Source organism: Bordetella genomosp. 12, from assembly GCF_002261355.1.
Classification (GTDB): domain Bacteria; phylum Pseudomonadota; class Gammaproteobacteria; order Burkholderiales; family Burkholderiaceae_B; genus Bordetella.
This window is the reverse complement of the sequence record NZ_NEVU01000003.1, coordinates 587950-603801: the sequence shown is the minus strand read 5'-3', so window position 1 is coordinate 603801 and position 15852 is coordinate 587950. Positions and strand designations below refer to the sequence as shown.

Annotated in this window: 15 protein-coding genes and 3 tRNA genes; 11 read left to right on the top strand and 7 right to left on the bottom strand. The window is 65.7% G+C overall.

The window, feature by feature from the left end; genetic code table 11:
- Positions 1-60 precede the first annotated feature (60 nt).
- Positions 61-831, top strand: coding sequence for a sulfite exporter TauE/SafE family protein (locus CAL22_RS14955; RefSeq protein ID WP_094814566.1), 771 nt, complete (start codon positions 61-63; stop codon positions 829-831).
- A 158-nt stretch (positions 832-989) separates the two neighbouring features.
- Positions 990-1214 (top strand): hypothetical protein, encoded by a 225-nt coding sequence (locus CAL22_RS14950; protein WP_094814564.1) that lies wholly within the window; start codon positions 990-992, stop codon positions 1212-1214.
- Positions 1215-1284: 70 nt separating this feature from the next.
- On the opposite strand, the gene CAL22_RS14945 is transcribed toward CAL22_RS14950, so the two are convergent.
- The 6 genes from CAL22_RS14945 to radC form a co-directional block, all read right to left on the bottom strand.
- The gene (locus tag CAL22_RS14945) at positions 1285-2679 is read right to left on the bottom strand and encodes an MATE family efflux transporter (RefSeq protein WP_094814562.1); all 1395 of its coding nucleotides are present in this window, start codon (positions 2677-2679) and stop codon (positions 1285-1287) included.
- The gene (locus tag CAL22_RS14940) at positions 2676-4406 is read right to left on the bottom strand and encodes an ArnT family glycosyltransferase (protein ID WP_094814560.1); all 1731 of its coding nucleotides are present in this window, start codon (positions 4404-4406) and stop codon (positions 2676-2678) included. The genes CAL22_RS14945 and CAL22_RS14940 overlap by 4 nt, the downstream gene beginning before the upstream one ends.
- 159 nt (positions 4407-4565) lie before the next feature.
- The gene (locus tag CAL22_RS14935) at positions 4566-4829 is read right to left on the bottom strand and encodes a type B 50S ribosomal protein L31 (protein ID WP_094814558.1); all 264 of its coding nucleotides are present in this window, start codon (positions 4827-4829) and stop codon (positions 4566-4568) included.
- A 158-nt stretch (positions 4830-4987) separates the two neighbouring features.
- Complete coding sequence (gene kynA, locus CAL22_RS14930; RefSeq protein ID WP_094814556.1) at positions 4988-5827, bottom strand: tryptophan 2,3-dioxygenase; 840 nt, start codon at positions 5825-5827, stop codon at positions 4988-4990.
- 81 nt (positions 5828-5908) lie between these two features.
- On the bottom strand, positions 5909-6538 hold the full coding sequence (kynB, locus tag CAL22_RS14925; protein WP_094814554.1) for an arylformamidase: 630 nt from the start codon (positions 6536-6538) through the stop codon (positions 5909-5911).
- 54 nt (positions 6539-6592) lie between these two features.
- Positions 6593-7270 (bottom strand): RadC family protein, encoded by a 678-nt coding sequence (radC, locus tag CAL22_RS14920; protein ID WP_094814552.1) that lies wholly within the window; start codon positions 7268-7270, stop codon positions 6593-6595.
- Between the two features lie 72 nt (positions 7271-7342).
- On the opposite strand from radC, the gene CAL22_RS14915 reads away from it, so the two are divergent.
- The 7 genes from CAL22_RS14915 (at position 7343) to CAL22_RS14885 (ending at position 12175) form a co-directional block, all read left to right on the top strand.
- Positions 7343-7798, top strand: a complete 456-nt coding sequence (locus CAL22_RS14915; RefSeq protein WP_094814550.1) for an FKBP-type peptidyl-prolyl cis-trans isomerase — start codon at positions 7343-7345, stop codon at positions 7796-7798.
- 8 nt (positions 7799-7806) lie between these two features.
- Positions 7807-8784: a 4-hydroxy-3-methylbut-2-enyl diphosphate reductase gene (gene ispH / locus CAL22_RS14910; RefSeq protein WP_208622044.1), complete on the top strand. Its 978-nt coding sequence runs from the start codon at positions 7807-7809 to the stop codon at positions 8782-8784.
- A 55-nt stretch (positions 8785-8839) separates the two neighbouring features.
- Positions 8840-9484, top strand: a complete 645-nt coding sequence (maiA, locus tag CAL22_RS14905) for a maleylacetoacetate isomerase (RefSeq protein ID WP_094814546.1) — start codon at positions 8840-8842, stop codon at positions 9482-9484.
- Positions 9485-9649: 165 nt separating this feature from the next.
- Positions 9650-9725, top strand: a tRNA-Thr gene (locus CAL22_RS14900).
- Positions 9726-9837: 112 nt separating this feature from the next.
- Positions 9838-9913 (top strand) — tRNA-Asn (locus CAL22_RS14895).
- Between the two features lie 215 nt (positions 9914-10128).
- On the top strand, positions 10129-11181 hold the full coding sequence (locus CAL22_RS14890; protein WP_167383649.1) for a CobW family GTP-binding protein: 1053 nt from the start codon (positions 10129-10131) through the stop codon (positions 11179-11181).
- A 79-nt stretch (positions 11182-11260) separates the two neighbouring features.
- The gene (locus CAL22_RS14885) at positions 11261-12175 is read left to right on the top strand and encodes a LysR family transcriptional regulator (RefSeq protein ID WP_094814542.1); all 915 of its coding nucleotides are present in this window, start codon (positions 11261-11263) and stop codon (positions 12173-12175) included.
- A 596-nt stretch (positions 12176-12771) separates the two neighbouring features.
- On the opposite strand, the gene CAL22_RS14880 is transcribed toward CAL22_RS14885, so the two are convergent.
- Positions 12772-12848, bottom strand: a tRNA-Met gene (locus CAL22_RS14880).
- Between the two features lie 71 nt (positions 12849-12919).
- Here CAL22_RS14880 and scpB point away from each other — a divergent pair.
- Together scpB and rluB are read left to right on the top strand one after the other, a co-directional pair.
- Complete coding sequence (gene scpB / locus CAL22_RS14875; protein ID WP_094814540.1) at positions 12920-13918, top strand: SMC-Scp complex subunit ScpB; 999 nt, start codon at positions 12920-12922, stop codon at positions 13916-13918.
- Positions 13919-13959: 41 nt separating this feature from the next.
- Positions 13960-15699 carry a 23S rRNA pseudouridine(2605) synthase RluB gene (rluB, locus tag CAL22_RS14870; protein WP_167383712.1) on the top strand — a complete coding sequence of 580 codons (1740 nt, stop codon included), beginning with the start codon at positions 13960-13962 and terminating at the stop codon, positions 15697-15699.
- Positions 15700-15852 lie beyond the last annotated feature (153 nt).

Here is a 15852-nt window from a genome sequence, read left to right as displayed (position 1 = left end):
GGGCCTGCCGCGCGCGGCGCCGGCGGGTCAACGACATCAAACAGGGCGGGGAGAGCAGTCTTGAGTGGTCTGGTGGTGGCGGCCTGTCTGGCCAGCGGAGCGTTGATTGGTTTCATGGGAGGCGTGCTGGGCATCGGCGGAGGCCTGATCGCCATACCGGCCTTGGTGCTGCTGATGGGCATGTCGCAGCAGCTCGCTCAGGGCACGGCGCTCATCATGGTGCTGCCCACCATCATCATGGCCGTGCGCAAATACAACCAGCATGCCCGGCTCGATGTGCGCACGGCGGTGGCCGGCGCGGCGGGCGCCGTGGTGTTCACCTGGGTGGGCGCGCGTCTGGCGCTGGGCATCCCGTCCAGTACCTTGCGCCTGACCTTCGCGGTCTTTCTGTTTGGTATCGCGCTGTTCTACCTTTATCAAACCCTGCGCCAGCCCCGGGCGGTGTCCGCGCCGGCGCGCGCCGCGGCGCCGGCCTTCACGCAGGGGCGGGCCGTGGTGCTGGGGGTGGTCTGCGGCACATTGGGCGGCTTCTTCGGCGTGGGCGGCGCGGTGCTGGCCGTGCCTATCCTGACCTCGGTCTTTCGCCTGCCGCAAACCTCGGCGCAGGCGCTGGCCCTGTCCATGGTCATTCCGGGCTCTACCATCGCGCTGCTCACCTACAGTTGGGCCGGCATGGCGGATTGGTGGGTCGGCGTGCCGCTGGCGGCCGGCAGCCTGCTGTTCGTGCCCGTGGGGGTCCGGCTGGCCTATCGCTTGCCGGAAAAACGGCTGCGCGCGGCCTTCGCCGCCATGCTGCTGGTCACGGTGGCCCTGCTCGTTTTCGAGGCCTGATCTTTCAGTGCTCTGTCGTCGATATGACCAGGCTTTACACGCGAAATAATTCGCTGCGGGCATGAACCTTTTGGGCCGCGCGCTCCTCCAACTCCGTACAAGAATCTCGGCCTTTTGCCGCGTCTTGATTGGAGCAACCGTTCCAGAGGAGTACACACATGACCACTCACACCCGCATCGCCGCTTTCCTGTCGACTTCCGCCCTGTGCCTGGGGCTGGCCGCTGCGCCAGCCTTCGCGGCGCCCACGGATGGCGCGGCGCCCGCCACGACGTCCAGCTCGGCCAAGAGCAGCCATGGCAAGGCCGGTCATCATAAGCATGCCAAGGGCAAGGCGCATCACAAAGCCAAGGCCGACAGCCAGAGCACGACGCCGGCCAAGTAATGCCGTTTGACGCAGTACCCACGCAAGGCGCGCCGATCCGCAACCGGCGCGCCTTGCGCGTTTCTGGCGCTTAACCCGCGTGCCGGCGCAGAACGCGCCGATACCAGAAGTGCAGCAGCAGGGCAGACAGACCCAGCCCCAGCATGGCCATCAGCCACATGGTGCCCGCGCCTTCCGGTGAGCCGGGCAGTATCCATTGGCGCAACGCGTCCAGCGTGCCGCGCCCGGGGCCGAAGCCCAGCCACCAGCCCCCGATCAGGCCCACGCCGCCCAACGCCACCGTCTGCAGAATGAGCGGGACCACGGCGACCTTGTAGGCGCGCAGCAGATAGGAGTTGATGCACTGCATGGAGTCGCAGAGATGAAAGAGCGGAATCATGGCCAGCAGCGTACCGGCCACGGCGGCGACGCCGGCATCATCGGTATAGGCTGCGATGATGGCGGGCCGGCCCAGCAACAGGATGGCCGAAGTCAGCAGCGCGCCCAGCAGCCCGAGCGCCAGACCCGCCGAGCCGACGCGGCGCGCCAGTTCAGGGTGGCCCGCGCCTATGGCCTGCGCCGCCATCGCCGCGCTGGCCACGCCCAGCGCCATGGGCATCATGTAGCACAGGGCAGCGAGGTTGGACATGATCTGATGTCCGCCAGACACCAGCGTGCCTTCGCGGGCAACCAGCAAGGCCATGAAGGTGAAGGCCGACACTTCGACCAGGTAGGAACCGCCCATGGGCAGGCCAAGGCGCAGCAGCTCCTTGAGCACTTTCGGATCGGGGCGGCCGACGCGCAACTGAAACTGCTGGAAATAGCGGTCATGGCGGATGACCCACCAGCCGGCGGCCAGGCTCAGCCACGACACCAGGGCGGTCGACAGGCCCGCGCCCGCGGCGCCCAGCGCCGGCAGGCCGAACTTGCCGTAAATGAGGAGCCAGTTGAACAGCGCCTTGAAGACGATGGCCGTCAGATTGATGGTCATGACGACCTTGGGGCGCGATACGGCGGTGCCCAGGGCATAAATGGTGCGAAACACCAGTGCGCTGGGCAAGGCCAGCACCAGCGCGCGCAAATACCAGGCGATGCCTTCGCGTACCGCCGGGTCCACATCGCCGGAGAAAGCCAGCCACATGTCCGGAAAGCACATGAGCAGGCCGCCTACGACTGATAGCCCCAGCGCCAGCCAGACCCCCTGGCCCCAGACATGGCCAACTTCCTGCGGCCGGCCGGCCCCAAACTGCTGGGCTGCGATCGGGATCAGGGCGTGAATCACGCCCATCAAGCCAACGAAGACAGTGATGAACACGGAAGCCGACAGTGACATCGCCGCCAGGTCGCGCGGGCTGGCGTGGCCGGTCATGGTCGTATCCAGCACGCCAAATGCAATGCCAGCCCATTGGCTGACCAGAACGGGCCAGGCCTGGCGCACAATGCCGCGCATCGTGGCGCCCAGGCCGGCGGGGGCCTGCGCGGTCATCGTGGCGGCGCGACCCGCAGCAGGCGGAAGACCTCGTGCCGGTCGGCGCGGCGTCCGCCGTGCCACAGCTCTTCGGCCCCTTCGCTATAGGCGGCCGTGCCGTCGCGCAGGCTGCTGGCCGAGGTCTGTTGCAGCACGAGCGTGCAGCGCGAGTCGTAGCTGAAGGTGAGATTGTCGAAAATCAGGAAGGAGGCGCGCTGGCCGCTGCCCAGGCTCAGGCCGCGCACGCATTCGCCGGGCCGGCTGTGGGTCTTGATGGCCGCAGCCAGTTCGCCCGATACGCCCCGGTAGCTGCGGGCGTAATCCACGGCGGGTTGCCACAACAGCACCAACAGCACCCAAGTGGCGATGAGGCCGCCGGCCGACAGCACGGTGCCGCGCCACAGGGCGGCCGGCTTGACCCGCAGGCGCCAGATCACCAGCATGGCCCAGGCCGCCGTGACCAGGATGGCCAGACCGAAGGCGAACCACGAAATAACGGGCTCATAGCCGGTGGTCTGGCGTGCGATGTTGCGGGCGATCTGCGCCGGCCAGCCGAAATGCAGGGCCACCCAGCCCAGCCAGGCGGTCGCCACGGTGAGTGAAAAACACATCACCGCAAACCAATCCAGGGTGTTGACGACGCCGCGACGCAGCGTGGGCAGCGAAAACGCGCCCAGCACCGCGCAGGGCACGGCCAGAAGCACGTACTCGGCGTCGTTGGGGTCTTCCAGGAAGAACAACATCAGGCAGGACGTCGTCAGCAGCATCAGGGCAAGCCAGATGTGCGGCGCGAACAGCCAATTGCGCCAACGCCAGATCGCCAGCAACGCCAGCGGCCAGGTGGGCCACAGATACCAGGGCAGGTCGCGCAGGGTGCGCGCCGACAGGCTCAGTTCGGGCAACGAGAAAGAGGCGATGTTCCAGATCTTCCAGTTGCGGATCCAGTAATCGCTGCCCTGCGAGGCAGGGATCCACCAGGCCAGGATGAGGGCGGTGGCTAGGATCGCTGCCCAGGGCAGCCAGCGCACCCGCTGCCAGAGGGCGCTGCGGGGCACGAAGGCCAGCAATGCGGCCAGCATGATGGGCGCGCCGCCCATCCAGCCGCGCGTCAGAAAGGCGCCGGCCAGCGCCACACCCAGCGTCGTGGTGCCCAGCAGGGGGCGGTCCAGCGTGCGGGCCATGGCGTAAAAGGTGAGCGCCTGCCAGGCCAGAATGGCGGGCACCACGGAGGTCTCGTGCACCCGCTGCAGGATGCCGACCGTGGCCACCAGCAGCAGCAGGGCCGCATCGGCCAGCATCCGGCCGTAATCGCGGGGCGGCGGCTCGCCGCCAAAAGGCAGCGCCAGCGGCTGGGCCTCCGGACGGCGCCCCAGCAGATAGGTGCCATACCAGACGCTCATGGCTGCCATCGCGAACCACAGCAGATTGGGCAGCCGGGCGGCGGTAATGTCGCCGAAAATCGGCCCGAAAAGCCAGATGCTCAGGCCACCGACCCAGGTGATCATGGGGGCTTCTTCGGCATGGGCCAATTGGCCCACCTGCGGCAGCAGCCAGGTCAGGCCGCCCTCGCGCAGCGCGGTGAACATGGTCGCCATGCCGACCGCGTCATCGGTCTTCCAGGGGTCGCGCATGAAGAGCCCGGCCACGATATAGGCGAGCGCCAGGCCAAGCAGCACCATGCGGGGCAGCTTGGATGTGGCTGAGACGGTCAGCCGGGCGGGAGTGGAGCGCGTTACTGGGGACACGGACGTAATGTAACCGACCGGCGCGATACCGGGAGCTTATGCTGAGAGATCACCGCAAGCCGGGCCAGCTTGCCGGCCGGGCGGGCGGATAGAGGAAAAAAAAGCAGCCCGCAGGCTGCTTTTTTTCGCGCGACCTGGGGTGGCGCTAAAGGCGTCCGATCAGGAAGCCTTGACCGTGCCAGCGGTACGGGCGAAACGGGCGCGGAACTTCTCCACGCGGCCGGTTTCGACGATACGGGTCTGAGCGCCGGTGTAAAACGGATGCGACTCGGAAGTCACGTCGCACTTAAAGAGCGGGTAGGTCTTGCCGTCCAGCTCGATGGATTCGCGCGTGTTGATGGTCGAGCGGGTCACGAACTTGCTGCCCGTTTGCACGTCCATGAACACCACTTCGCGGTATTCGGGGTGAATGCCTTCTTTCATGATGAGTTTCCTGGTTTGCGGGTCGCCAACAAAATTTAAGGCTGGCTGCTTAAGGCGCGCGGCCCATAGCGTCAAGCCCAACTCTTGCCACGTATCCAAAAAGTAACCCCACATTCTAGCATGGCTGCCCGCCTCTGGATAGAGGCAGGCCATGCCACCTACAGATCCGTGCGCAGGGTCCAGATTTCGGGAAAGAGCACCACGTCCAGCATCTTGCGCAGATAGCCCACCCCCGAGGTGCCGCCCGTGCCCTTTTTGAAGCCGATCACGCGCTCCACCGTTGTCACGTGGCGGAAGCGCCAAAGGCGGAAAGCATCTTCCAGGTCGGTGAGCTTTTCACCTAGTTGATACAGATCCCAGTGGCGCTGCGGGTCGCGGTAGACCGTGAGCCAGGCCGCTTCGACTTCGGCGCTGGCCTGATAGGGCTGCGTCCAGTCGCGTTCGAGATGGCTGGCCGGCAGGGGCAGCCCATGGCGGGCCAGCAGGCGCAGGCTTTCGTCATAGAGCGAGGGGGCCTCGTAGGCGGCCTGCACTTGAGCCAGCAGGTCCGGCCGATGGGCATGGGGGCGCAGCATGGCTGCGTTCTTGTTGCCCAGCGTGAACTCGATCTCGCGGTACTGATAACTTTGAAAACCGCTCGAACGCGCCAGGTGCGGGCGCAGCGCGGAGTACTCCGGCGGCGTCATGGTGGCCAGCACATCCCAGGCATGCACCAGTTGCTCCATGATCTTGCTCACCCGTGCCAGCATCTTGAAGGCCGGCGGCAGGTTGTCATTGCGGATCTCGGCCACGGCGGCGCGCAGCTCGTGCAGCATCAGTTTCATCCACAGCTCGCTGCTTTGGTGCTGGATGATGAACAGCATTTCGTTGTGTTCGGGCGACAAAGGGTGCTGGGCGCTCAGCAGCGCATCCAGACAGAGGTAGTCGCCGTAGGTCATGTCGGCGCGGAAATCGAGTTGGGCGTTTTCCGCGCGGACGATGTCTTCAGGTTTGCTCATGGCCGAGCCTCGTGATCGGGTGGCGGGCGGGTATCGGCCCGCCACCGTGTTGATCAAAAAGGGCCGCGCTGGCGCGGCGTATCAGCCCAGTTCGCGCAGGATGGCGCGCACCGGGCTGGCGTCAGCCTGGACCAGCGCGAGCGGCAGGGCGATCAATTCATAATCGCCCGGCTCGACCGCATCGAGCACCAGATTCTCCAGGACGCGGATGTCGCGGCGCAGGATGGTGTGGTGGCTGTCCAGGGTCTTGCTACTGGCGGGGTCGATGCTCGGCGTGTCGATGCCGATCAGCTGGACCCCGAGGCTGGCCAGCCATTCGATGGTCTGGGGCGCGTAGGCCGAGAAATCGTCGGTCCACCAGTGCACGGCGGCGTGCTGCGCGGTGCGCACCAGGATGCGGGCGGGCAGGTCGTCGGCGGCATGGGCCAGATGTTGCGGCAGGATGAGGGGGCCGCAGTCCAGCGCATGGATGACCCGACAGGGCCCGAGGAAGGGTTCCAGCGGCAGGTTGCCGATGGCCGCGGCGCCATCGGCGTAATGCAGGGGGGCGTCGGCATGCGCGCCGATATGCGGCGACATGGCGATTTCGCTCACATTGACCGGGCATTGGGGCGAAATCTGCCATTTCCATTGCTGGTGATAGGGCGTGTCTCCCGGGAAAACGGGCGACTGAGCCGAAACCGGCGGCGAAATGTCCCAGATGCGCTTCATGAAAACCTGACGGAAGAAATAGCCGCCTAGTCTAGCGAAGCGCGCGGCGCTAGCCTAGAGCTGGCCGTGCTCGGCCATGGAATAGACCTGGTCGCGCGCCACGATGAGGTGGTCGATCAACTGGATGTCCACAAGGGCCAGCGCCTGGCGCAGTTGGCGCGTGAACAGGCAGTCCGAGCTGCTTGGCCGGGTGCTGCCGGAAGGGTGGTTGTGCGCCAGGATGAGGGCGGCGGCGTGGCGGCGCAGGGCCTCTTTGACGACCTCGCGCGGAAACACCGACGCCCGGGCGAGGGTGCCCTGGGCCAGTTCGCCGCAGGCCAGCAGTTGCAACTGCTGATCCAGAAAGAGCGCGATGCAGTGTTCGATGGGGCGATGGCTGAGCGCGGTGCGGCAATAGCGCTTGACCTCGTCCGGATGGTCCATGGCCTGGCGTCCGCGCAGGGTTTCTTCGATCGCCCGGCGCGACAGTTCCGGCACCACCGATAGCGAGCACGCCTTGGCGGCGCCGAGGCCGGGGTGGTCGCAGAGTTCCTGGGCCGTGGTGGCGAACACCCCGCGCAGGCCGCCATAGTGCACCAATAGTTTTTGCGCCAGTTCGAGCGCATGGCAGCCGCGCTGGCCGGTGCGCAGGGCCAGGGCGAGCAGTTCGGCGTCATTGAGCGGGCCGGCTCCCAGGCGCAGCAGACGCTCCCGGGGGCGCTGGCAGGGAAGCAGGGTGTCAGGCAGGTTCATGCGGGAGGCTCTAAAATGTCGGATTCTCGGTTGCTGAAATGATGGCGCCCCACCGCGTCCTATTCCCCCACTATGACTGTTTCCATCCATCCGGACTCCTACCTGACTCTGCACTATCGCGTCGTTCTGGCCTCGGGTCCGGCCGAAGGGTCGGTGTTCACCGACACCTTTGATGGCCGCCCGGCCACGCTGCAAATGGGCGGCGGCCAGTGGGCGCCAGGCATGGAAGAGGGGCTGCTGGGCCATCAGGAGGACGAGCGCTTCAGTTTCACGCTCGAACCGGCCCAGGCCTACGGCGACCGCAATCCCGAGCTCATTCAGAAGGTCACCCGCCGCATGCTGGCCGAACACGCCGGCGCCGACGCCAGTTTCAGCCCGGGCGATCTGGTCGAGTTCGCCGCGCCCAATGGCGGGCGCTACTCGGGCGTGCTCAAAGAAATCAACGACGATTGGGCGCTGTTCGACTTCAATCATCCGCTGGCGGGCATACGGCTGCGGATCGACGTCCACATTCTCGGAGTTCTATGATGAGCGAGCTGGTCAAGCCCGTTACCGCCGCTGACGCCGAAGTCCTGCTGGCGCAACCGCGCGGCTTCTGTGCCGGTGTCGATCGCGCCATCGAAATCGTCGAGCGCGCCCTCGAATTGCACGGCGCGCCCATCTACGTGCGCCATGAAATCGTCCACAACCGCTACGTCGTGGAAGATCTGCGCGCCAAGGGTGCCATCTTCATTGACGAACTGGATCAGGCGCCCGAAGGCGCCATCGTGGTCTTCTCGGCCCACGGCGTGTCCAAGGCGGTGCGCGCCGAAGCCGAAGGCCGCGGGTTGCGCGTGTTCGACGCCACCTGCCCGCTGGTCACCAAGGTGCACATCGAGGTGGCGCGCATGCGCGCCGCGGGTCGCGAGATCATCATGATCGGCCACAAGGGACATCCGGAGGTCGAGGGCACGCTGGGGCAGGCGCAGGGGGGCATGTATCTGGTCGAGACGGTCGAGGATGTCGAGGGTTTGGTCGTGACCGACCCGGACAATCTCGCCTACGTCACGCAGACGACGCTGTCGGTCGACGACGCCACGGCCGTGTCACGCGCCCTCAAGGCGCGTTTTCCCAGCATCGTCGAGCCCAAGAAAAGCGATATCTGCTACGCCACCCAGAACCGCCAGGATGCCGTCAAGGTGCTCGCGCCCGAATGCGATCTGGTGCTGGTGGTGGGCAGCCCCAATAGTTCGAACTCCAACCGCTTGCGCGAGGTGGCCGAGCGTATCGGCGTGCAAGCGCATCTGGTCGACGGCGCATCGGCCATCGACCCGGCCTGGCTGGTCGGCCGGCATCGCGTCGGCATCACGGCCGGCGCGTCGGCGCCCGAAGTGCTGGTGCGCCAGGTCATCGACCGGGTGCGCGAGCTGGGGGCGGTTTCGGTGCGCACCATGCCCGGGCTGGAAGAAAACGTGGCCTTCCCGCTGCCCAAGGGTTTGTCGCGCAAGATCGCCCAGGTCGAGAACCTCGACTGAGCATTACGATAAAAAAACCCACCATCGGGCGGCGTGGCCGCCTGCAGGAGACATCATGCAGTTGTACAGCTACTTCCGCAGCTCGGCCGCCTATCGTGTGCGCATCGCCCTGAACCTCAAAGGGTTGCCCTATGACTACCAGCCCGTGCATCTGCTCAAGGACGGGGGGCAGCAGCTCGGCGCGGATTATCTTTCGCTGAACCCGAGCGCGCTGGTGCCCACGCTGGTCGATGGCGATCAGGCCATCGGTCAGTCGCTGGCCATCATCGAATACCTGGACGAAACGCATCCGCAGCCGGCCTTGCTGCCGGCCACGCCGCTGGCGCGCGCGCGCGTGCGGGCCATCGCCCTGAATATCGCCTGCGATATCCATCCGCTGAACAATCTGCGCGTCCTCAAGTACCTCAAGCACGATCTCAAGGTCGAAGAAGAGGCGAAAAACGCCTGGTACCGCCATTGGGTCGATACCGGCCTGAGCGCGCTGGAGGCCATGCTGGCGCAATCGCCCGAGACGGGCCGCTTCTGTCATGGCGATACGCCGACACTGGCCGACGTCTGCCTGGTGCCCCAAGTTTTCAATGCCCGTCGTTTCGGGTGCGACCTGAGCGCCATGCCGACGATTCTGCGCATCGAGCAGGCTTGCAGCGCCTTGCCCGCGTTCCAGAACGCCGCACCGGAAAACCAGCCCGACGCAGAATGAGCGCGGATTTGCCCGCAGGACTTGCGCAGCTAAAAAAATTTCTGCTATTATCGCGGTCTTCTTTCTTTGGCACCTTTTTCGGCAGCCAAAGGTTGCAGACCCAGGCTTGGCTTGGGGCAGCAGCGAAGGCTCGCAGGTAGTCAAATCTGCGGGTTGCAAGAATAGGCCGGCATAGCTCAGTTGGTAGAGCAGCGCATTCGTAATGCGAAGGTCGGGGGTTCGACTCCTCTTGCCGGCACCAAAAATTTAAAAGGGCAGCTCGTATGAGCTGCCCTTTTTGCATGGCGGGCAGGCGTGCGAGGTGCGACTTGCGCACATCGAAAAAATGCCGCATAATCTCGTTTCTTAGCAGTTCCCCGATAGCTCAGTCGGTAGAGCGACGGACTGTTAATCCGCAGGTCGCTGGTTCGAGCCCAGCTCGGGGAGCCAAAGAATTCAGGGCCATTCACGCAAGTGAATGGCCCTTTTGGTTTTTGCGCGGGTGGCTGCGGGGCATCCAGGCTTGGGTCATCCGTGCGTTGGCTTATCCCTATCTGCCCCAATGGCCTATGGCGCATTTGTCATGGCATAGGCAGTATCTTCAAGGCGCGCGAGGTTGCGCGCGGCAACGACGGCGCCAGGCCGTCTTGAACTGGGCGGCTGGGATGCAATCGGCAAGCGTAGGCCCGGATGCGGGCAGCAAGGTGGATACCCGGATCGGCGTGACCGTCCTGACGGGGTTTCTCGGCAGCGGTAAGACCACGCTTTTGAACCGGCTGCTGCGCGAGCCGGCCTATGCCGATGCGCTAGTCATCGTCAATGAGTTGGGCGAGGTTGGCGTGGATCATGTGCTGGTGCGGTCCGTCGATGACCGCATCGTGCTGCTCGAGGGAGGGTGCATTTGCTGCACCGTGGCCGGCGGGCTGGTCGACACCTTGCGCGATCTTTTCATGCTTGCGCTGCAGCGGCGCATCAAGCCGTTTCGCCGCGTGCTCATCGAGACGACCGGCATGGCCAGTCCGGCGCCCATTCTTTTCACGCTGCGCAACGATGCTTTTCTGGCGGCGCGCTACGTCTATCGCGGCGCGATCGCCGTCGCGGATGGCGAGCACCTGCTGCAGCATCTGGGGCGGGATGGCGAGGCTGCGCCGGCGCAGCAAGAGGCTGCGCAGCAGTTGGCGCTGGCTGATGTCGTGGTCGTGAGCAAAGGGGATCTGGTTGGCCCCGATCAGTCGGCGCGGGCGCGGGAGGCGATTGCCGAGCTGCATCCTGGCGTACCCATCGTCGCCCTCGATCCGCTTGCGGCCTTGCCTGCTGCGGTGATGGAGGTGTCGTTGCGCGCCGAACGCGTCGAGCCGCCCGCCCTGGGGCGGTGGTTGTCGGCCTTCGCGGGGCGGGGGCGGCTGGGGCGCCATGCAGGCGTCTCCCATTTTGTGCTCGATATGGTGGCGCCCTTGAGCCGCGGGCAGTTCTTTGCCGGCATGCATGACATTCAGGCGCGCTACGACCAGGGCTTGCTGCGCATCAAGGGGCTGGTCTGTTTCGCCGGCGAAGCCTTTCCCTGCGTGGTGCATGGTGTGCATCGGCAGCTCTACCCGCTGGAGCAACTGCCGCACTGGCCCGGTGACGGCCGGGCGTCGCGGCTGGTATTCATTCTGCGCGGCCTGGATCCCGAAGCGGTCGGCGCCGACGTGCGTCGCGCCCTGGGTCAGGACTAGCTTCGCGTCTCGCAGGCATTTGATTGATCGCACAATCCGTTATAAAACAGTGCGGTCTGATGCGTAGAGCGAGACAATCATGGACAGGCTCAAAGCCATGCAGGTCTTTGTCGAGGTCGCGGACCGGGGGAGTCTGTCCGCTGCCGCCACCCAGCTGGATATGTCGCGCGCCATGGTGTCGCGCTATCTGGCCGAGCTCGAGGAGTGGGTGGGGGTGCGTCTGTTGCACCGCACGACCCGTCGCCTGAGCTTGACCCCCGCCGGCGCCGAAACGCTGCCGCGTTGCCGGCGTATGCTCGATATGGTAGGCGATATGCACGAGGCCGTGGCCACGCCCGAGGCGGCGCCGAAAGGCTTGTTGCGCATGAGCGCGTCGCCCTCCTTCGGCAATAGCCAGTTGGTGGCTGTGGTGGCGGATTTTGTCAGGCGCTATCCCGGTACGGCCGTGGATCTCCTGCTCGTGGATAGGCTCGTCAATCTCGTCGAAGAGCGGGTGGATCTGGCGGTGCGCATCACCAATGATGTCGATCCCAGCCTCATCGCCCGGCGCCTGGCGGACTGCCGCTCTGTCGTATGCGCCAGTGAGGCCTACCTCAGCCAGCGCGGGGTGCCGGCGCGCGCCGAGGACCTCGCCTTCCATAATTGCCTGACGCATTCTTATCATGGACACAGCCTGTGGCGCTTCCTGCGTGCTGGCGAGACGGTCGATGTGCCGGTCAGCGGCAGCATCACCGCCAACGAGGCGCAGGTCTTGATGGCTGCGGCGCTTCGTGGCGCCGGGATTGCTTTGCTGCCGACTTACCTGGCGGCCCCGGAGATCGCGGCGGGCCGTCTGCGGGCGATTCTGGGGGATAGCGAGCCGCAGGTCCTCGGCATCTACGCGGTCTATGCCTCGCGGCGCCAGATGCCGCTGGTGCTGCGCACGATGTTGGATTTTCTGGTCGAGCAGTTGGGGCAGGGGCCGTGGGATGCGCCATTGGCCGGGCGAAAATGAAGGGGCTATAATGGGGTCAATCGCCATTTGAGCGCGCGTCGCGGCATTACGTTTGCGGCTGGCGCGCCGTCCCTGGCAGGCCGGATACGGCCTTGCGGCCTGGCCGCTCAGGTTTGCTCATCGCGCCCGGTCGCGTCGATGGCGGCGATGGTCATAAGCATCTAGATTGGCGTGCGTGGCACCCCGTTTCGGGGCCGGGCGCGCAACTGGCCGCATGCTATCCGGCAATGTCTGCGCATTGTTGCGCACAACCGGGCGTCTGCCAGGTGTCTATTCAGGTTTCTATTGTCTTTGGGCTGGCGGGGTCGCGCATGCATGCGGGCCATGCGCGCCGGTCATCCGGACAGAAAGAGGTAATGAACGTGCAGGCAAGCGCATCGGCATTCGCTGATCGGCTGGCAAATTGCCAGCCGGGGGGCGTGTGCGTGCGCGCCGGCCGCAGCGTCGCAGGGGTGCATGCACCGCGCCTGCCGGCGCGGGCCGGGGCTTTGCTTGCGGTCTTGGCTTGGGCCTGTGGGATGGCCCGGGCTGTGCTGTTTTTTTGGGCCGGGCGCGCCAATGACAAAGGCCTGGCAGATGCCAGGCCTTTGCGAATTTGGTTGCGGGGGCAGGATTTGAACCTACGACCTTCGGGTTATGAGCCCGACGAGCTGCCAGACTGCTCCACCCCGCGTCTGAGAAGAAGAACTTTACACTGAAATCAATCACGGCGCAAGTTGGCCGGCTTTTTATGACTGGGTATCGATGAACGATAGCGAGGCAATTCTCGTGTTGGAAACAGCGCTGTTGTGCGCCAGCCAACCTATGCAATTGACCGAGATGCACAGGCTTTTCGGCGAAGATCCTGAACTGACCAATGCCACCTTGCGGGGTTGGCTGGAGACTTTGCAGCAGCAGTGGGAAGGGCGGGGTATGGCGCTGACCCATCTGGCCAGCGGCTGGCGGTTTCAGAGCCGCCCCGGCATGCAGCGCTACCTGGAGCGCCTCAATCCTGAGCGCCCGCCCAAGTATTCGCGTGCGGTGCTCGAGACGCTGGCCATCGTCGCCTGGCGCCAGCCCGTGACGCGCGGCGACATCGAAGACATCCGTGGCGTCACGGTGTCCTCGCAGATCGTCAAGGCGCTGGAGGACCGCGGCTGGATCGAGGTCATCGGCCACCGCGATGCGCCGGGCCGTCCGGCGCTGTTCGGCACCACCCGCCAGTTTCTGGACGATCTGGGGCTGCGTGCCCTGGATGAATTGCCGCCGCTGGAGTCGTCGCAGGCCGCCGCGGCCCTGGCCGGGCTGGACCTGGGGGGCACGGAAATCCAGCTCGAAGAAATCGCCGCAGTGACCGGCGAGCCTGTGCCAGGCGCGCCACAATCGGAGGATGAAACAATGAACGCTGACGTAACCGCTCCGGATGGCGTAGAATCTCGCAACGCTTCCGAGTCTGTGGCCGAGTTTGCCGCGCCAGAAGCGTCTTTGCCGGAGCCGGCGGATACCTCCGCGGATCCGGAAGTCGGGCACCCCGCGACACCTGAGGTGCCCGTGGAGGTCCCCGTGCCGGAACCCGACCGGATTCAGCCTCCCGCCGAACCTGATGAGACGGCCCCGCCGTCGGTTCCCGAAGTGGAGCCGGTTCAGCCAGAACCCGAAATCGCGCCGCCGCAGCCAGCCGCCCCTGAGGTGCCGGAAGTGCCGCAGCGTTCCCAAGACCAAGATAACAATGGGCTTGCTTCAGGCAAGCCTGAGCCAGTTTGAAATCCGGAGCTGTCCCAGTGACAACCAATACAACGACAACGATGCAGGACGACAATTCCACCGTTGATCAGGCGCCGTCGGCTGACGCGTCCGCAGCACCCGCCGCCGAAGGCGAGGGTGGTGCCCGCAGCCGCGGCCGCAAGTTGCGCACGCCGTTCCGACGTCGCCGTGCCGACGCCGCCGGCGAAGAAGGCAAAGAAAAGGACGCGGGTGCCGCTGCCGAAGCGGCGCCGGCGGAGTCCGCCAGGGGAGGGGATCATGCCCGCCTGGCCGAGCGCGAGGCCGACGAAGCCCTGTCTTATCTGGATAAGGCCGCGCGTAGCGAGCAGCGTCTGGGCAAGTACCTCAACAGCGAGGCCATCATGCCCAAGCTGCACAAGGTCCTGGCCGATGCCGGCGTGGGTTCGCGCCGCGAAATGGAAGAGCTGATCGTGGCGGGCCGCGTGTCCGTCAATGGCGAGCCGGCGCATATCGGGCAGCGGGTGGCGGCCAATGATCAGGTGCGCGTCAATGGCAAGCCGATTGCGCGTCCCAATGCCAAGAAGCCGCCGCGAGTGATTCTCTATCACAAGCCTGCCGGCGAAATCGTCAGCCATGACGACCCGGGCGGGCGCGCCAACGTCTTTGCCCGCTTGCCCAAGCTGCGCACCGGCAAGTGGTTGTCGGTGGGGCGTCTGGACTTGAATACCGAAGGTCTGCTGATTTTCACGACCTCCGGCGACATGGCCAACCGCATCATGCACCCCCGTTATGGCACGGAGCGCGAATACGCCGTGCGTGTGTTGGGCGAGATGGATGAAGCGCAGCGCAAATCGCTGGTCGAGGGGATAGACCTCGACGACGGCAAGGCGGCTTTCGGTTCGTTCGAGTATCTCGGCGGCGACGGCAGCAACCGTTGGTATCGCGTCACGCTGCAGGAAGGGCGCAATCGTGAGGTTCGCCGCATGTTCGAAGCCGTCGGTGTGACGGTCAGTCGCCTGATCCGGACGCGTTTCGGTGACCTGGTGCTGCCGCGCGCGCTGCGCCGCGGCCGCTGGGAAGAATTGGATGCTTCGCTGGTCGCCGCACTGATGGTGCAATTGGGCTTGCTGCGTGAGGATGATGAGTCGGGTGGCGGGCGGCGCACCAAGTCGCGCCAGCCGCAATCGCACGACAGCGCGCTGCCGCCGGGATTTGGCACGATGGAGCGCAATGGCATGAATGGTGCCCGCATCGGCCGCCGGGGCAAGTTGCAGGGTGGCCGCCCGGGCTCGTCCGCGCCTTGTCCGTCCGATCCGTTTGGTACGGGCCTGATGTTCACCGGTGGCTATGCCAATGGCCATCCGCTGGGTAACGACGGCGCGGCCAAGAGCAAGCCTGCCGGCGCGGGCAAGGGGCGTGGCCGCAAGCCCGCCGCTGGAGCAGGCGGCCAAGCCGCCGGGCAAGGTAACGGCGCGCCCAAGTCGGCCGCAGGCCCGCGCGGCGCCAAGCGCCCGGTGGGCGGCCGCGGCAAACCCGCGGGCAATGCGGCTGCGGGTGCGGCGGCGGCCGGTGCGGGCAAGCCCGCGACCGGCAAGCCGGCTGGCAGCCGGGGCGCGGCAGGCAAGTCGGCCGCCGGTCCCAAGCCCGCCGCCAAGACGGCGGGCCGCCCGAAGAGCGCGGCCAAGCCCGCCGGTGGCAATAAGTCGCGTCCGCGCCGCAGTGGCGAAGGGCGTGGCGATGATTGGCAGCCCAAGGGCGCCGCGGCGCATGAATCTCGTCTGGGCTTCATGGGTGGGCGTGGCGGACGCGGCGATCGTTGATCGGGTGTGGGGCGCGAGCCACCATTCTCGGTGGGTCGTGTCCCTTTATCGCGTAAACCCTGGATGAATCAGGAAAATTTGCCGGTTATCTGGTAAAATCATTTGTTTCCTGGCGCGTCTTTTCGCAGTTGATCCATGTTTGCCCTTAACCCG